This is a genomic window from Pseudoxanthomonas sp. OG2, from assembly GCF_014192765.1.
Classification (GTDB): Bacteria; Pseudomonadota; Gammaproteobacteria; order Xanthomonadales; family Xanthomonadaceae; genus Pseudoxanthomonas_A; species Pseudoxanthomonas_A beigongshangi.
The window spans coordinates 1-14,645 of the sequence record NZ_JACHYM010000003.1; the positions used below are offsets into that span (position 1 = coordinate 1).

Below are 14,645 nucleotides of genomic sequence, written 5' to 3' on the forward strand. Positions count from 1 at the left end.
GCCGGGCGGTGGCATGGGCGGCATGGGCGGCATGGATTTCTGATCCGGCCCTCCAGGCAAACCCGCAAGACGAAAAACCCCGCCGCAAGGCGGGGCTTTTCTTTGGGCCCGGCAACCTCCTCTCCTGTGGGAGCGACGTCAGTCGCGAGCTTTTGCCATCGGCGCCTCTGCCCTTCCCGAATGATGAACGGAAGGCTCGCGACTGACGTCGCTCCCACAAGGAGAGGGCGGGTGCTTGCAAATGAAACATTTTGCGTTGCGGCAAAGCTGTGCTATCAATGCAAACCAATGAACGCAGCCCGCGCCAGCTTTTACTTTTGGTACTACTTTCCGATGCCGCTGGCGGAGGAAGGACTGCGCTCACCCTGAAGAAACATTCAGACGCATTCCCGAAAGCCGCCAGCGAACCTGGCGGCTTTTTTGCTTCCAGGGCTGGCGACATCGCACACAGACAACGAACTGGAGATTTCCCGATGGCGCCCCACACCGACGATCTGCGCATCCGCAAGCTGGAACCGCTCACGCCTCCGGCCGAGGTCATCGCGGAACTGCCCTGCGACGAAGCCGTGTCCGAAACCGTCAGCCGCAGCCGCGAAGCGCTGCACGCGATCCTGCATGGCCGCGACGATCGCCTGGCGGTGGTGATCGGCCCATGTTCCATCCACGACCCGATCGCCGCGATGGAATACGCGCAGCGCCTGCGCCCGCTGCGCGATGCGCTGGGCGGAGAGCTGGAAATCGTCATGCGCGTGTATTTCGAGAAACCGCGCACCACGGTCGGCTGGAAGGGCCTGATCAATGACCCTGGCCTGGACGGCAGCTTCCGCATCAACGAGGGCTTGCGGCTGGCACGCGGCCTGCTCCGCAACATCAACCGCCTGGGCCTGCCGGCCGGTTGCGAATACCTGGACACCACCTCGCCGCAGTACATCGCCGATCTGGTCGCCTGGGGCGCCATCGGCGCGCGCACCACCGAGAGCCAGATCCACCGTGAACTCGCCTCGGGCCTGTCGTGTCCGGTCGGCTTCAAGAACGGCACCGACGGCAACGTGAAGATCGCCGCCGACGCGGTCAACGCGGCTTCGCATCCGCATCATTTCCTGGCCGTCACCAAGGAAGGCCGCTCGGCCATCGCCGCCACCACCGGCAACCCGGATTGCCACGTGATCCTGCGCGGCGGCAAGGCGCCGAACTACGACGCCGACAGCGTGGAGGCGGCCAGCCAGGTATTGGCGAAGGCGGGCCTGGCACCGCGCCTGATGATCGACGCCAGCCACGCCAACAGCCTGAAGGATCCGGAAAACCAGCCGCGCGTGATCGAGGACATCGCCGCGCAGATCGAGGCCGGCGAGACCCGCATCATCGGCGCGATGATCGAAAGCCACCTGGTCGCCGGCCGCCAGGATCTGGTGCCGGGCCAGCCGCTGGCCTACGGACAGAGCATCACCGACGGCTGCATCGGCTGGGACGCGTCGGTGGCCGTGCTGGAACGCCTGGCCACCGCCGTGCGCCGCCGCCGCGAGCGCAACGTGTCGCAGGCGGCCTAGTCCGCATCGTGGAGGGCCGCAGGAGCGGCCCGGGCGCGACGGCGATCCGTTCCCCTCTCTCCGGATCGTCGGCGCAATCCCGGGGCCGCTCCTGCGCGGAGCGCCATCGCGGGATGCCCGCATCGCCCGATGCGATCAGTGCGTTTCGCCGCGATAGACGAACTTCGGCACGTCCCAGTTGTAGCGGATCGCCAGCAGCCGCAGCAGGAAGCCACCGCCCAGGCAGCCCAGGGTGGCGGTGGACTCATTCACGCCCGCGTGCAGCAGGAGCAGATACGCCGCGCCGGTCAGCAGCGAGACGCTGGCATACAGTTCCTTCTGGAATACCAGCGGAATCTCGTTGCACAGCACATCGCGCAGCACGCCGCCGAAGGTGCCGGTGAGCATGCCGGCGATCACCACGATGGCCGGCGCGTGCCCGGCCTCGCGCGCGATCGCGCAGCCGATCAGGGTGAAGGCGACCAGGCCCAGCGCATCCAGCCACAGGAACGCCTGGCGAAGATGATGCATCCAGCGGGCGACGAAGGTGGCGACGATGGCCGCGCCAATCGTGTAGCCCAGGTATTCCGGATGCTTCACCCAGCCCAGCGGGTAGTGGCCGAGCACGATGTCGCGCAACGAGCCGCCGCCGAGCGCGGTGACCGAGGCGATGATGACGACACCGAACAGGTCCATCCGCCGACGGCCGGCGGATAGCGCGCCGGTCATGGCTTCGGCGGTGATGGCGACGAGGTAGATCAGGGACAGTAGCATGGGGAAGGTTCCGGCGGGAGGTGGCCGGAACCGGCGGGAATTGCGCGCACGCGGTCCACGCGCGGAGGGCGCGTGGGACGGAACACTCAATTCATGACCGGAATCCGGTGCCGCTCCCGCTGTCCTTTTGCCTGAGAGTTCGGCGGCGTGGGCCGCTTGCCCCTTCGGCGGGTCATCGAAGACCTCTCTCCAGATCGGCGTGGGTGGATGCAGTGGATGGTTGCGTCCAGCAACCGGGCCTGAGCGATTATGGGAGCCTGCGCCTTCGGCGGGAGCCGTGCGGCTCCGCTCTCCTGCATCTGGCGCGCACTTTAGCAGAGACCGATGTGAAAATACCGGCTCCACTGGCCTGCCTGTCCCCATGATCGCCTACGCGCTGCGCTCCGAAACCCCCGCCGACCTGACCGCCATCCGCGCCCTGATCACGGAAGCCTTCGCCGGCGCCGAACACAGCAGCGGCACCGAGGCGGCGATCGTCGACGCGCTGCGCGCGCGCGACGAGCTGACCCTGTCGCTGCTGGCGGAACAGGATGGGCGGGTGATCGGGCATGCGGCGTTTTCACCGGTGGCCATCGGCGATGGCGCGGCCGGCTGGTATGGGCTGGGGCCGGTGGCGGTGGCGCCGGACTGCCAGGGCGCCGGCATCGGCGCCGCGCTGATCGAAGCCGGCCTGGCCCGGTTGCGCCAAACCGGCGCGGGCGGCTGCGTGGTGCTGGGCGATCCCGGGTATTACGCGCGTTTCGGTTTCGCGAACGAGGCCGAGCTGCGTTACGAGGGCGCACCGGCCGAATACTTCATGGCGTTGACCCTGGATGGCAGCCGGCCGCAGGGGCCGGTGGCGTACAGCGTGGCGTTCGAGGCGACGGAAACCGCGCGGGACTGACATTGGCTTTGCCTCTCCCTTCGGAGAAGGGGGATTGAGGGGGATTTGTTCTTGGCGCCAAAAGCAAATCCCCCGTCACCTGCTGCGCAGGTGCCCGCCCCCTTTTGCAAAGGGGGCTATCGATGTTGCGCCTTGCTTATGCCTCCCCCTTCGAAGAAGGGGGACTGAGGGGGATTTGTTCTTGGCGACAACAGCAAATCCCCCGTCGCCCGCTACGCGGCCGCCCGCCCCCTTTGTTAAAGGGGGCTATCGATGCTGCGACTTCTGCTTTTGCCTCCCCCTTCGGAGAAGGGGGATTGAGGGGGATTTGTTCTTGGCGCCAAAAGCAAATCTCCCGTCACCTGCTGTGCAGGTGCCCGCCCCCTTTTGCAAAGAGGGCTATCGATGTGGCGCCTTTGCTTATGCCTCCCCCTTCGAAGAAGGGGGACTGAGGGGGATTTGCTTTTGGCGCCAAAAGCAAATCCCCCGTCACCTGCTGCGCAGGTGCCCGCCCCCTTTGAAAAAGGGGGCTATCGATGCTGCGACTTCTGCTTTTACCTCCCCCTTCGGAGAAGGGGGACCGAGGGGGATTGATCAGCCATGCGGCTGTTGAAAAGCGCTTGCTCTTTCAGGTCTTCATGCTGCCCGTGTCCAGCCACCGCTGGTGCCACGACAGTGCCTCGGGCAACAGATGCGGGGTGTGGCGGCCATAGCTGGCATGCAGGGCGCGTTCGAAATAGTCGGTCAGCGCGTCGCGGTAGTCCGGATGCGCGCACTGCGCAATCAGCACGCGCGCGCGTTGCTTGGGCGAGAGGCCGCGCAGATCCGCAAGCCCCTGTTCGGTGACGATGATCGAGACGTCGTGTTCGGTGTGGTCCACGTGGCTGACCATCGGCACCAGCGAGGAGATGCTGCCGCCCTTGGCGGTGCTGGGGCTGAGGAAGATCGAAAGGTAGCCGTTGCGGGCGAAGTCGCCGGAGCCACCGATGCCGTTCTGGATGCGCGAGCCCATGATGTGGGTCGAATTGACGTTGCCGTACAGGTCCGCTTCCACCATCCCGTTCATGCAGATGCAGCCGAGCCGGCGCACCAGTTCCGGATGGTTGGAGATTTCCTGCGTGCGCATGACGATGCGCTCGCGGTAGAAACCGATGTTCTGCTTGAACACCTCGTTGGCTTCCGGGCTCAGCGCGAAGCCGGTGCACGAGGCGCTGCGCAGCACGCCATCGCGCAGCATGTCCAGCATGCCGTCCTGGATGACCTCGGTGAACGCGGTCAGGTCGCGGAAGCCGCTGGCGCTCAGGCCGGCCAGCACCGCGTTGGGGATGTTGCCCACGCCCGATTGCAGTGGCAGCAGGTTGGGCGGCAGCCGGCCCTTTTTCACTTCGTGCTGCAGGAATTCGATCAGGTGCGCGGCGATCCGTTCGCTGGTCGCATCGGCCGGATTGAACGGGCTGTTGCGATCCGGGCCGTGGGTGCGCACCACCGCGACAATCTTGTCCGGGTCGCAGCGCAGCGCGGTGTCGCCGATGCGATCGTCCGGATGGATCAGCGGAATCGGGTTGCGGTGCGGCGGCAGCGCGGTGCCGTAGTAGATGTCGTGCATGCCGTCCAGGCCTTCGGGCTGCCAGTCGTTGACCTCGACGATCACCTTGCGCGCCAGATCCAGCCAGGTCTTGTTGTTGCCCACCGAGGTGGACGGCACCAGCGCACCGTCCTCACGGATGGCCGACACTTCCACCACCGCGGTATCGACCTCGCCGTAGAAGCCGAACCAGGTGTGCTGGGCGACGTGGCTCAGATGGGTGTCGAGGTATTCCAGGGTGCCGGCGTTGATGCGCTGGCGGGTGTCCGGATCGCTCTGGAACGGCAAACGCAGGGCGATGCCGTCGACCTTGGCCAGCGCGCCGTCCAGTTCCGGCGCGGTGGACGCGCCGGTGAGCAGGCGGATCTGGAAGCCCTGGCCCTGCGCGTGGCAACGGTCGATCCGCGCCGCCAGTGCCAGCGGCACTTCCTTCGGATAGCCCGAGCCGGTGAATCCGCTCATGGCCACGGTCTCGCCGGGCTGGATGTGCGCGGCGGCTTCTTCGGCGGAAACGGCGAGCGCGCGCAGGCGCGGATGGCGGATACGGTCGCTGGACATGCGGGGGAGCGGAACCAGAAAGCGGAAAGCGCGCATTATCGCCCGCGGGCCCGGCCCGGGGGCCAAGACGATCGGGGAATACACCGCATGCGATGTTTCGTGTCCCGTGGTTCGGGCATGCTGTGCGCATGAACAGGACGTCGATTTCCGGGCTCGCCCCCCGCTGGAGCAGCACACGCCGCTGGCTGCTGCGCGCGGCCTTGGCCCTGCTGGCGCTGTACGCGCTGTACCTGGCCGCGGCCAATCTGTGGATCAACACCGCTTTGGGCGAGAGCACGCTCAACCGCAAGCCGGAGAAATTCCAGATGCATTGGGCCGGCGGCCACAGCTGGTGGCCCGGACGGGTCAGCCTGCGCGAGGTGAAACTGCAGGGCCAGGTGCGGCGCATCGCCTGGCAGGCGCAGGCCAGCGCGGTGCAGGGCGAGATTGCGTTGTGGCCGCTGCTACGGCGGGAACTGCACGTGCCGTGGGTACAGGCCGACGGCGTGAGCGGCGGCGTCCATCGCGCCGAACGGGAACTGCCGGTGCCGCCGCCGCGCGATGGCGGCTGGGTGTTGCGCTTCGATCGCATCGCCAGTGACAGCCTGACCCGCGGCGAGTTCGACGGCCTGCGCCTGGACGGTGAAGGCAGCGCACAGGTCGGTTTCGTCAAGCAACTTCGCGGCGGGCCAATGGAATTGCTGCCCTCGCGCGCGGCGTTCCGCAAGGCGCGCCTGGCCCGTGATGGCGAGGAGGTGCTGCGCGAGGCGGAACTGGACGCCACCTTCGCGATCGCCAGGCACCGCCGCGAGGAGGCGCCGGGCCTGCGCAAGTTGCTCAAGACCGACGCGCGGCTGAAGCTGCGCGGCATCACCAGCGCCATCGACGTCACTCCGGTGCCGGGCGGCGTCACCCTCGCGCTCGTGCCCGGGCGCGGCCAGGCCAATATCGAGCTCGGTTTCTCCAGGGGCGCGCTCGCGCCGGGCAGCCGCCTGCAATGGAGCATGCCGATCGGCGGCAGCGACGCATCCGGCGTCTCCCGCACCGACGCGCTGGGCATCGCGCTGGCGGTGGATCGCCAGGACATCGCGCTGAAGGTGAAGGCGCCGCCGCTCGCCCAGGGCCGGATGTCGGTGGACGCGGATCTGCGCCTGCGCGGGCGCGAGCTTCCGCTGGGAGATTTCCCCTCGCTGCTGCCGCGCGCGTCCGGGCACGTGGTCGGGCGCTGGCGGTTCTCCTCGCTGCACTGGATCACCAGCCTGTTTCCGCGGACGCCGTGGCTGCAACTGGAAGGCGCGGGGGACGTGGATGCCGACGTGCAGGTGGTGAACGGGCAACTGGCCGCCGGCAGCCGCATCGGCGTGCCGGAGGTGGACGCGGTGGCCGATGTGATGGGCAACCGCATCCGCGGCCGCGCCCACGCCGATATCCGCCTGGACGCCGGTCCCAAGGGCGAACTGGTGCCGCGCCTGCAGGCGGTGATGGAGCAGTTCCATGTCGCCTCGGTGCGCGCACCGCAGCGTCCCTATGTGCAGGGTCGCAACCTGCGCCTGTTCCTCAACGCCGATGGCCCCTTGCAGGACCTGCGCAACGCGATGCGCGGGCGGGTGGTGTTCGACAACGCCAACGTGCCGGACCTGCGCGTCTACAACCCGTACCTGCCGCGCCGGCACATGCGCTTCGACGGCGGCGCCGGTTTCCTCAGCGGCGATCTGTCGCTGGATACCGCCGGCGATGTCGGCCACGGCCGCCTGCGCATCACCGGGCGCGGCGCGCGCATGCATCTGGCCGGAATCGATCTGCGTGGCGACGTGGACATCGGCCTGGCCCTGCGCCGCGCGGATCTGCGACGGCGCGCGTTCGTCGCCGACGGCAGTACCGTGCAGTTCCGCAACCTCGGTTTCCGCGAACCCGGCGGCGATGCGCGCAGCGGCTGGTGGGCGAAGCTGCGGCTGGATCGCGCGCGCCTGGACGTGGATCGCCCGCTCAGCGCCGGAGGCAGCGCGGCGGTGCAGATGAAGGACGTGGGTTTCCTGCTGGCGCTGTTCTCGCGCAAGAAGGACTACCCCAAATGGGTCTACCGGCTGGTCGACGCCGGCCAGGCGCAGGCCGATGGCCGCGTGCAGTGGCGCGACGACGTGCTGGTGCTGGACCGGGTGAAGGCGAACAACGACCGTTTCGACCTGCAGGCCCGGCTGCGCCTGCAGGGCCCGCGTCGCAGCGGCCAGCTCTACGCGCGCTGGGGCGTGCTCAGCGCGGGGCTGGAATTGCAGGACAATGCCCGCCGCTGGCACCTGGTGAAGGCGCGGGAGTGGTACCAGGGGCAGCCGGATCTGCTGCGTTGAGGACCGTTTTGCGCAGTTGAACGGTTTGGCCCCTATTCAGGTTTCAGCCGTGTGAATCGTGAAACCGGTTACAGGATCGGCCCGAAAATTGGTCTGGCATCGGTAACATCCAAGCAGAACAAGGCTTTTCGGAAAAACCCCGTTCCCGGCTCAAATGTACTGCCCGGTTTTGTTTTGCAGTGCAGCGTGCAAGCCCCGCAACCGCTCCTTCACGATGGCCCCGCATCCCGACGTGGGGGAGGGAGCAAGCCCGCAACTGGCCTAGCCATTGCGGGCTTTTTTATGCCCGGGATTTGGGATTCGGGATTGGGGATTCGCAACAGCGCGGTGTGGCCGCAATGCTGGATTCCGGTAGGGCGGCTGTCGGTGGGGTGGGGGAGGCGTAGAATTCACGCCATGAACGAGTCCTCCCCGCGCCAGATTCCCCTCCAGGTCGTTTCCACCGCCGCCGCCGCCTCCGCCCCGCTGGAAACGGGCGTCAAGCAGTTGGGCGGCGACAAGATTTCCCGTTCGCCGGTGCAGTTCGCCGACGCGCCGGTGCTGCGCAAGCCGTCGTGGATCCGCGTGCGCATTCCCAGTGACGGTTCGGTGGCGCGGCTGAAGGCCAAGCTGCGCGAGAACCGGCTGGTCACCGTGTGCGAGGAGGCCAGTTGCCCGAACATCCACGAGTGCTTCGGCCACGGCACCGCGACTTTCATGATCCTGGGCGAGGTCTGCACCCGCCGCTGTTCCTTCTGCGACGTCGCCCACGGCCGGCCCAAGCCGCCGGATGCGTCCGAGCCGCTCAGCCTGGCGCATACCGTGGCCGACATGGGCCTGAAGTACGTCGTCGTCACCAGCGTGGATCGCGATGACCTGCGCGACGGCGGCGCCCAGCATTTCGTCGACTGCATCGCGGCCATCCGCGAGCATTCGCCGGGCACCCGCATCGAGATCCTGACCCCGGACTTCCGCGGCAAGGGCCGCATGGACCGGGCGCTGGAAATCCTGGCGGTGAATCCGCCGGACGTGTTCAACCACAACATCGAGACGGTGCCGGACCTGTACCCCAACGTGCGCCCCGGCGCCGACTACCAGTGGTCGCTGACCCTGCTGCAGAAGTTCAAGCAGCAGCATCCGGAGCTGCCGACCAAGTCCGGCATCATGCTGGGCCTGGGCGAGACCATGGAGCAGGTGAAGGCGACCCTGCGCGACCTGCGCGCGCATGACGTGGAGATGGTCACCATCGGCCAGTACCTGCAGCCCACCGCGCACCATCACCCGGTGATGCGCTACTGGACGCCGGAAGAGTTCAAGGAGCTGGAGCTCTACGGCAACGAGCTGGGTTTCAGCCACGTCGCCTCCGGCCCGCTGGTGCGTTCGTCCTACCACGCCGATCGCCAGGCCGCCGAGGCCGCCGCCAGCGCCCGCAACGCCGCCGCCGGCTGAACCGCGGGTTGGCCGACGGACGGCCAGCCGAAACAGGTTCACTTTTCTCTACGGGCCCGGGGTTAGGGTCTCTTTCGGCAGGCCCATCCGCCTGCCGAAAGACAGGGATGACAAGCGCCGCAACTTTGGGCACTGTCTGGCTGTCAGATGTCCCCGCCGTTCTCCTGCAAGGCCTCCGGGCCGCGAGTACCCGATGAAAGTGAAGAAAGTCCCCGCCGTCTTCCTGCTGTCCCTGGCGCTGGCGTCGCCGCTGGCGCTGCTGGCGCGTGGCGATGGCGACAACCGCGTCGCGCTGCCGACCGCGCCCACCGCGGATCAGGCCACCACCTCCAAGCTGGTCTACGGCCTGCTGTCCGACAGCCGCTACGCCTACCGCCCGCGCGCGCTGGATGAAACGTTGTCGGCGGACATTTTCAAGCGCTACCTGGAAGCGCTGGACGGCGGCAAGCAGTTCTTCACCGCCGCCGACGTGGCCAAGTTCGCGCCGCTCAAGGCGCAGATGGGCGAGGCGGTCCGCAGCGGCGAACTGGATCCGGCCTACGACGTCTTCACCATCTACCGCCAGCGCGTGCAGCAGCGCGTGGCCTACGCGCGCTCGCTGCTCAAGCAGGACTTCGACTTCAGCGGCGACCAGCGCTGGGAGTACGACCGCAAGGACGCCCCGTGGGCGGCCAGCACCGAGGAACTGGATGCGCTGTGGAAGAAGTCGGTGATGAACGACTGGCTGCGCCTGAAGCTGGCCGGCAAGAAGCCCGAGGACATCCGCAAGACCCTGGACAAGCGCTACGCCAACCTGCAGCGCACGGTCGACGAGTTCAAGAGCGAGGACGTGTTCCAGGCGTTCCTCAACAGCTACACCGGCGCGATCGACCCGCATACCGATTACTTCACCCCGCGCACCGCCGAGAACTTCAACCAGTCGATGTCGCTGTCGCTGGAAGGCATCGGCGCGGTGCTGCAGCGGCAGGACGATCTGGTGGCGATCCGCGAGATCGTGCCCGGCGGCCCGGCGGATCTGAGCGGCAAGCTCAAGGTCGGCGATCGCATCGTCGCGGTCGGCCAGGGCAAGTCCGGCGCGATGACCGACGTGATCGGCTGGCGCATCGATGATGTCGTCGCGCAGATCCGCGGCAAGAAGGACACCCAGGTCCGGATCGAATACATCCCGGTCGAATCCGGCATCGACGGCAAGCACGCGCAGGTCACCATCACCCGCCAGAAGGTCAAGCTGGAGGAGCAGGCGGCCAAGGCCGAGACCATCACCCTGCCGGCCGCCAACGGCGAGCCGCAGCGGCGCATCGGCGTGATCAAGCTGCCGGCGTTCTACCAGGACTTCGAGGGGCGTCGCCGCAATCCCAACGACTTCACCTCGGCCACCCGCGACATCGCCAAGCTGCTGGCCCAGTTCAAGACCCAGGACGTCGACGGCGTGGTCATGGACCTGCGCAACAACGGCGGCGGTTCGCTGGACGAGGCGGTCGAGCTGACCGGCCTGTTCATCGACAAGGGCCCGGTGGTGCAGGTGCGCGAGTCCGGCGGTCGCGTCACCGTCAACAGCGATCGCAAGCCGGGCGTGGCCTGGGACGGTCCGCTGGCGGTGCTGATCAACCGCGGTTCGGCTTCGGCTTCGGAGATCTTCGCCGGCGCCATCCAGGACTACGGCCGTGGCCTGGTGATCGGCGAGACCAGCTTCGGCAAGGGTACCGTGCAGAACATGGTGGATCTGGATCGCTGGCCGGCCAACGAGACCGCGCGCTTCGGCCAGGTCAAGCTGACCATCGCACAGTTCTTCCGCGTGGCCGGCGGCAGCACCCAGCACAAGGGCGTGGTGCCGGACATCGCGTTCCCGGTGAGCGTGGACGCCAACGAATACGGCGAGAGCACCTACGACAACGCGCTGCCGTGGACCCGCATCGCCGCGGTGCCGCACACCCAGTACGGCAACTTCGCGCCGCTGCTGCCGAAGCTGGAAGCCCTGCACGCCTCGCGCGTGGCCAAGGACAAGGAATTCCAGTGGAAGCTGGAGGACGTGGCTCAGTTCCGTGCCGAGGCGGCCAAGAAGTACGTCTCGCTCAACGAGGCCGAGCGCCGCGCCGAGCGTGAGAAGCAGGATGCGCAGTTCAAGGCGCGCCAGGCCGAACGCAAGGCGCTGGGACTGGCGCTGGATCCGCTGGCCGACGATCTGGCCGACGACGGCCTGGGCGCGAGCGAGCGCGACATCGTCAAGGATGCGGCCCGCGAGAAGCTGGTCGACAAGCGTCCGGATCCGCTGCTGCGCGAATCGGCGGCGATCCTGGGTGACGCCATCGGCGTGTTGAACCAGGACCGCAAGCTGTCGGCGCAGGTGCTGCCGGAATCGACGGGACCGGGACGCTGGGCGGATTGAAGCTGGGCATGGGTTTGTAAGATGAGAAAAGCGCGGCCTTCGGGTCGCGCTTTTTTTGGGGGTGCTCGCGGCGGGGTGGGGTGTTGGGTTGTTTTCCGGGACGCCGGGGAAGGGGTTTACGGTCGCGACTTATGTCGCTCCTACAAGGATGGGGCGGGAGACTTGAGCCAGATGAAAGGCGGACCGTGAAAGCTTTCAACGGTGGGGTCGCGCCGTGGCCGTCGGGGCTGGCCTAGAATAAGCGTCAATACGCTTGGCGCCTCCCCCATGAACTCCTCCGCTTCCAGCACCGCCGCGCCCGCGCGCGGTGGCGTCGCCGTCGTCGTCGCCCTGGCCCTGGTCTACGTCGTCTGGGGCTCCACCTATCTCGGTATCCGCCTGGCCCTGGAAGGCGGCTATCCGCCGCTGTTGATGGCCGGCGGCCGCTTCATCGTCGCCGGCACGCTGATGTACGCGGTGCTGCGCTGGCGCGGTTATGCCGCGCCGACCCGCGCGCAATGGAAGAACGTGGCCTTCATGGCGCTGGCGCTGCTGCTGTTCGGCAACGGCTTCGTGTGCGTGGCCGAGCAGACCGTGTCCTCCGGTCTGGCCGCGGTCGCGGTGGCCTCGATGCCGCTGTGGATGGGCCTGTTCGGCGCCATGCGCGGACAGCATCCCAGCCGCGCCGAATGGGCGGGCATCGTGATCGGCTTCCTGGGCGTGGTCTGGCTCAACTCCGGCAGCGCGCTGACCGCCAGCCCGAAGGGGCTGATCATGCTGCTGATCGCGCCGATCGCCTGGGCCTACGGTTCGGTGTGGAGCCGCGGCCGCGATCTGCCGTCGCCGTTCATGTCGGCAGCCGCGCAGATGGTGTGCGGCGGCGTGATCATGCTGGTGGTGGGCGCGGCGATCGGCGAGCGTTTCACCCAGTGGCCGACGTTGCAGGGCACGCTGGCGGTGGGCTACCTGGCGCTGTTCGGTTCCATCGTCGCCTTCAGCGCCTATGTCTGGCTGCTGCACAACGTGCGTCCGGCGGTGGCCGGCAGCTACGCCTACATCAACCCGGTGATCGCGGTGGCGCTGGGCGCGTGGATCGCCCATGAGAGTTTCAGCGCCCATGACCTGGGCGCGATGGCGTTGATCCTGCTGGGCGTGGTGGTGATCACCCTGGCGAAGGCGAAGCGCTCGTGAGCCAGCACGGTATCGATCGCAAGGGGCTGGTCATCACCAGCCTGACCTTCGTCCTGTGGGGCGTGGTACCGCTGTACTGGCACCTGCTCAAGGTGGTGCCCTCGTTCCAGATCATCGCCCACCGGATTGTCTGGAGCGCGTTGCTGGTGATCGGCTGGCTGGTGCTGAAGAACGGCCTGGGCTGGCTGCGCGCGATTCGCGCCCAGCCGCGTGCGTTGGCCGCGCTGGGACTGAGCAGCCTGCTGATCGCGTTCAACTGGGGCCTGTACATCTGGGCGGTCAACGCCGGCCACGTGGTCGAGACCAGCCTGGGTTACTTCATCAACCCGCTGCTCAACGTGCTGCTGGGCGTGCTGGTGCTGCGCGAGCGGCTGAGCCGCCTGCAATGGGTCGCGGTGGGCTTCGCGCTGATCGGCGTGGCCTGGCTGACCTGGCAGGCCGGTTCGCCGCCGTGGATCGCGCTGGGACTGGCGCTGTCGTTCGGCATGTACGGGCTGGTGCGCAAGCTGGTGGCGGTCGACGCGGTGGCCGGGCTGGGCGTGGAAAGCCTGTACCTGTTCCTGCCGGCGCTGGCGTTCGTGGCCTGGGGCGAGAACGGCCACGGCGGCGGCTTCCTGCAGGGCTGGGGCTGGCAGATCGATCTGCTGTTGATCTTCGGCGGCGTGGTCACCGCCATTCCGCTGATCGGCTTCGCCTACGGCGTGCGCAGGATTCCGCTGACGGTGGTGGGGCTGCTGCAGTACATCGCGCCGAGCATCCAGTTCCTGATCGGCGTGTTCGTGTTCCGCGAGCCGTTCGGCGCGGCGCAGGCGCTGGGCTTTGCCGCGATCTGGACCGGCCTGCTGATTTTCGCCGGCGACGGGCTGTGGCGTTCGCGCCAGCGGCCGCCGGTGGCGGCCACGGTCACCGAGTAGCGCGCTCGGAGTGATGCGCCGCGCTCAGGCGCCGCCCGGTGCCAGCGGTTGCGGGCAGGCCGGCGTCGCCGTCGGCGTGCGCTCGAACCAGTCGATCACCGTCGGCGCCAGCCGATCCAGCCGCATCGGCAGGCTCAGGTGATCCTCGCCGGGGATTTCCAGGTAGCGGGCGCGCTTGGACGCCGCCGCGAGCAGGCGGCCATGCGCGACCGGAATGTGCCGGTCGGCGTCGCCATGGATCAGCAGTACGCAGGCCGGCGCCTGCGCCAGTGCCGCGCCAACGTCCACCTTGTCCAGATCCAGGCCGAGCTTGCGGTCGGCCTGGGCGATGGCGACGTTCAGGCTGTCGCCGCTGTAGCGCCAGCGCGCCAGCGGCAGGGCCAGGCGATCGCGCCAGTTCGACGCCGGGCGGGTGAGCATGTGCGGCACCATGTCGCGGATCGCGCTGCCGGCGTTGTCGAAGGATTCCATCGCCACCACGCCGCCGGCCTGCACGCCGAGATCGCGCGCGGTGAAGATGGCGGTGGCCGCGCCGTAGGACACGCCCATCACGTGCAGCGGACCGGTGACCTCGCCGCGCTCGCGCAGCGCGCGCAGCATCGCCACGACGTCTTCGCCCTCGCGGGTGCCGTAGCCGGACGGCGCGACGCCGGAACGGCCGTGGTTGCGCAGGTCCACGCTGATGGTGCGGTAGCCGGCCTGGGCCAGTTCCAGCGCCCACGGCAGCAGCGAGCCGCCGTCCATCATCCAGCCGTGCAGCAGCACGACGGTGCCGCGCGGCTTCTGCGCGGACGGCCTGGCCGCCGCGTCGAAGTCGAGCTGGAAATCCATGCGGTTGGCGGCGGTGCCGCCGGCATAGCGGTAGCGCAGGCCGTAGTCGCCCGGATCCAGCGCGCGCCAGTACAGCGGCACGCCATTCACCGGCACGAAGCCCTCGCGATGCGGCAGGCGCGCGAACATCGCCTCGATGCGATCGCGCGGCAGCAGCGGCGACACGCCGCCGGGCGCGGCCAGGCGTTCGCTCAGCGACAGGGCGGGCAGATGGGCAGTGGTGAAGCCGACCAGCGACAGGCAGACGCAGGCCAGCGCGATCAGGCGCAGCAGCATGGCGATCATCG

At 68.1% G+C, this 14,645-nt stretch carries 11 protein-coding genes and 2 riboswitches; of the genes, 8 read left to right on the forward strand and 3 right to left on the reverse strand.

Annotation, left to right across the window (positions count from 1 at the left end; all coding sequences use genetic code 11):
• Both FHW78_RS19840 and FHW78_RS19390 read left to right on the forward strand, forming a co-directional pair.
• Positions 1-206: hypothetical protein (locus FHW78_RS19840; protein ID WP_221189082.1), on the forward strand; the 206-nt coding region annotated here is incomplete at its 5' end.
• A 267-nt stretch (positions 207-473) separates the two neighbouring features.
• Positions 474-1,547, forward strand: a complete 1,074-nt coding sequence (locus tag FHW78_RS19390) for a 3-deoxy-7-phosphoheptulonate synthase (protein ID WP_183644900.1) — start codon at positions 474-476, stop codon at positions 1,545-1,547.
• Positions 1,548-1,682: 135 nt separating this feature from the next.
• On the opposite strand, the gene FHW78_RS19395 is transcribed toward FHW78_RS19390, so the two are convergent.
• The gene (locus FHW78_RS19395) at positions 1,683-2,300 is read right to left on the reverse strand and encodes a trimeric intracellular cation channel family protein (RefSeq protein WP_183644903.1); all 618 of its coding nucleotides are present in this window, start codon (positions 2,298-2,300) and stop codon (positions 1,683-1,685) included.
• A 111-nt stretch (positions 2,301-2,411) separates the two neighbouring features.
• Positions 2,412-2,503: riboswitch (glycine riboswitch) on the reverse strand.
• 10 nt (positions 2,504-2,513) lie between these two features.
• Positions 2,514-2,606, reverse strand: a riboswitch (glycine riboswitch).
• Positions 2,607-2,664: 58 nt separating this feature from the next.
• Between FHW78_RS19395 and FHW78_RS19400 the strand changes: the two genes are divergently transcribed.
• Positions 2,665-3,183, forward strand: coding sequence for an N-acetyltransferase (locus FHW78_RS19400; protein WP_343205585.1), 519 nt, complete (start codon positions 2,665-2,667; stop codon positions 3,181-3,183).
• Between the two features lie 607 nt (positions 3,184-3,790).
• Here the strand turns inward: FHW78_RS19400 and FHW78_RS19405 are convergent.
• Positions 3,791-5,305, reverse strand: a complete 1,515-nt coding sequence (locus tag FHW78_RS19405) for an acetyl-CoA hydrolase/transferase family protein (protein ID WP_183644909.1) — start codon at positions 5,303-5,305, stop codon at positions 3,791-3,793.
• A gap of 128 nt (positions 5,306-5,433) precedes the next feature.
• Between FHW78_RS19405 and FHW78_RS19410 the strand changes: the two genes are divergently transcribed.
• The 5 genes from FHW78_RS19410 (at position 5,434) to rarD (ending at position 13,527) form a co-directional block, all read left to right on the forward strand.
• Positions 5,434-7,629, forward strand: a complete 2,196-nt coding sequence (locus FHW78_RS19410) for a hypothetical protein (protein WP_183644912.1) — start codon at positions 5,434-5,436, stop codon at positions 7,627-7,629.
• 396 nt (positions 7,630-8,025) lie between these two features.
• Positions 8,026-9,057, forward strand: a complete 1,032-nt coding sequence (gene lipA, locus FHW78_RS19415; protein WP_183644915.1) for a lipoyl synthase — start codon at positions 8,026-8,028, stop codon at positions 9,055-9,057.
• A 193-nt stretch (positions 9,058-9,250) separates the two neighbouring features.
• Positions 9,251-11,443: a carboxy terminal-processing peptidase gene (locus FHW78_RS19420; RefSeq protein WP_183644918.1), complete on the forward strand. Its 2,193-nt coding sequence runs from the start codon at positions 9,251-9,253 to the stop codon at positions 11,441-11,443.
• A gap of 267 nt (positions 11,444-11,710) precedes the next feature.
• On the forward strand, positions 11,711-12,613 hold the full coding sequence (gene yedA / locus FHW78_RS19425; RefSeq protein ID WP_183644921.1) for a drug/metabolite exporter YedA: 903 nt from the start codon (positions 11,711-11,713) through the stop codon (positions 12,611-12,613).
• Positions 12,610-13,527 (forward strand): EamA family transporter RarD, encoded by a 918-nt coding sequence (gene rarD / locus FHW78_RS19430; protein WP_141454171.1) that lies wholly within the window; start codon positions 12,610-12,612, stop codon positions 13,525-13,527. Before yedA ends, rarD begins: the two co-directional genes overlap by 4 nt.
• 24 nt (positions 13,528-13,551) lie before the next feature.
• On the opposite strand, the gene FHW78_RS19435 is transcribed toward rarD, so the two are convergent.
• Positions 13,552-14,631: an alpha/beta fold hydrolase gene (locus tag FHW78_RS19435; protein ID WP_183645096.1), complete on the reverse strand. Its 1,080-nt coding sequence runs from the start codon at positions 14,629-14,631 to the stop codon at positions 13,552-13,554.
• Between the last annotated feature and the right edge of the window lie 14 nt (positions 14,632-14,645).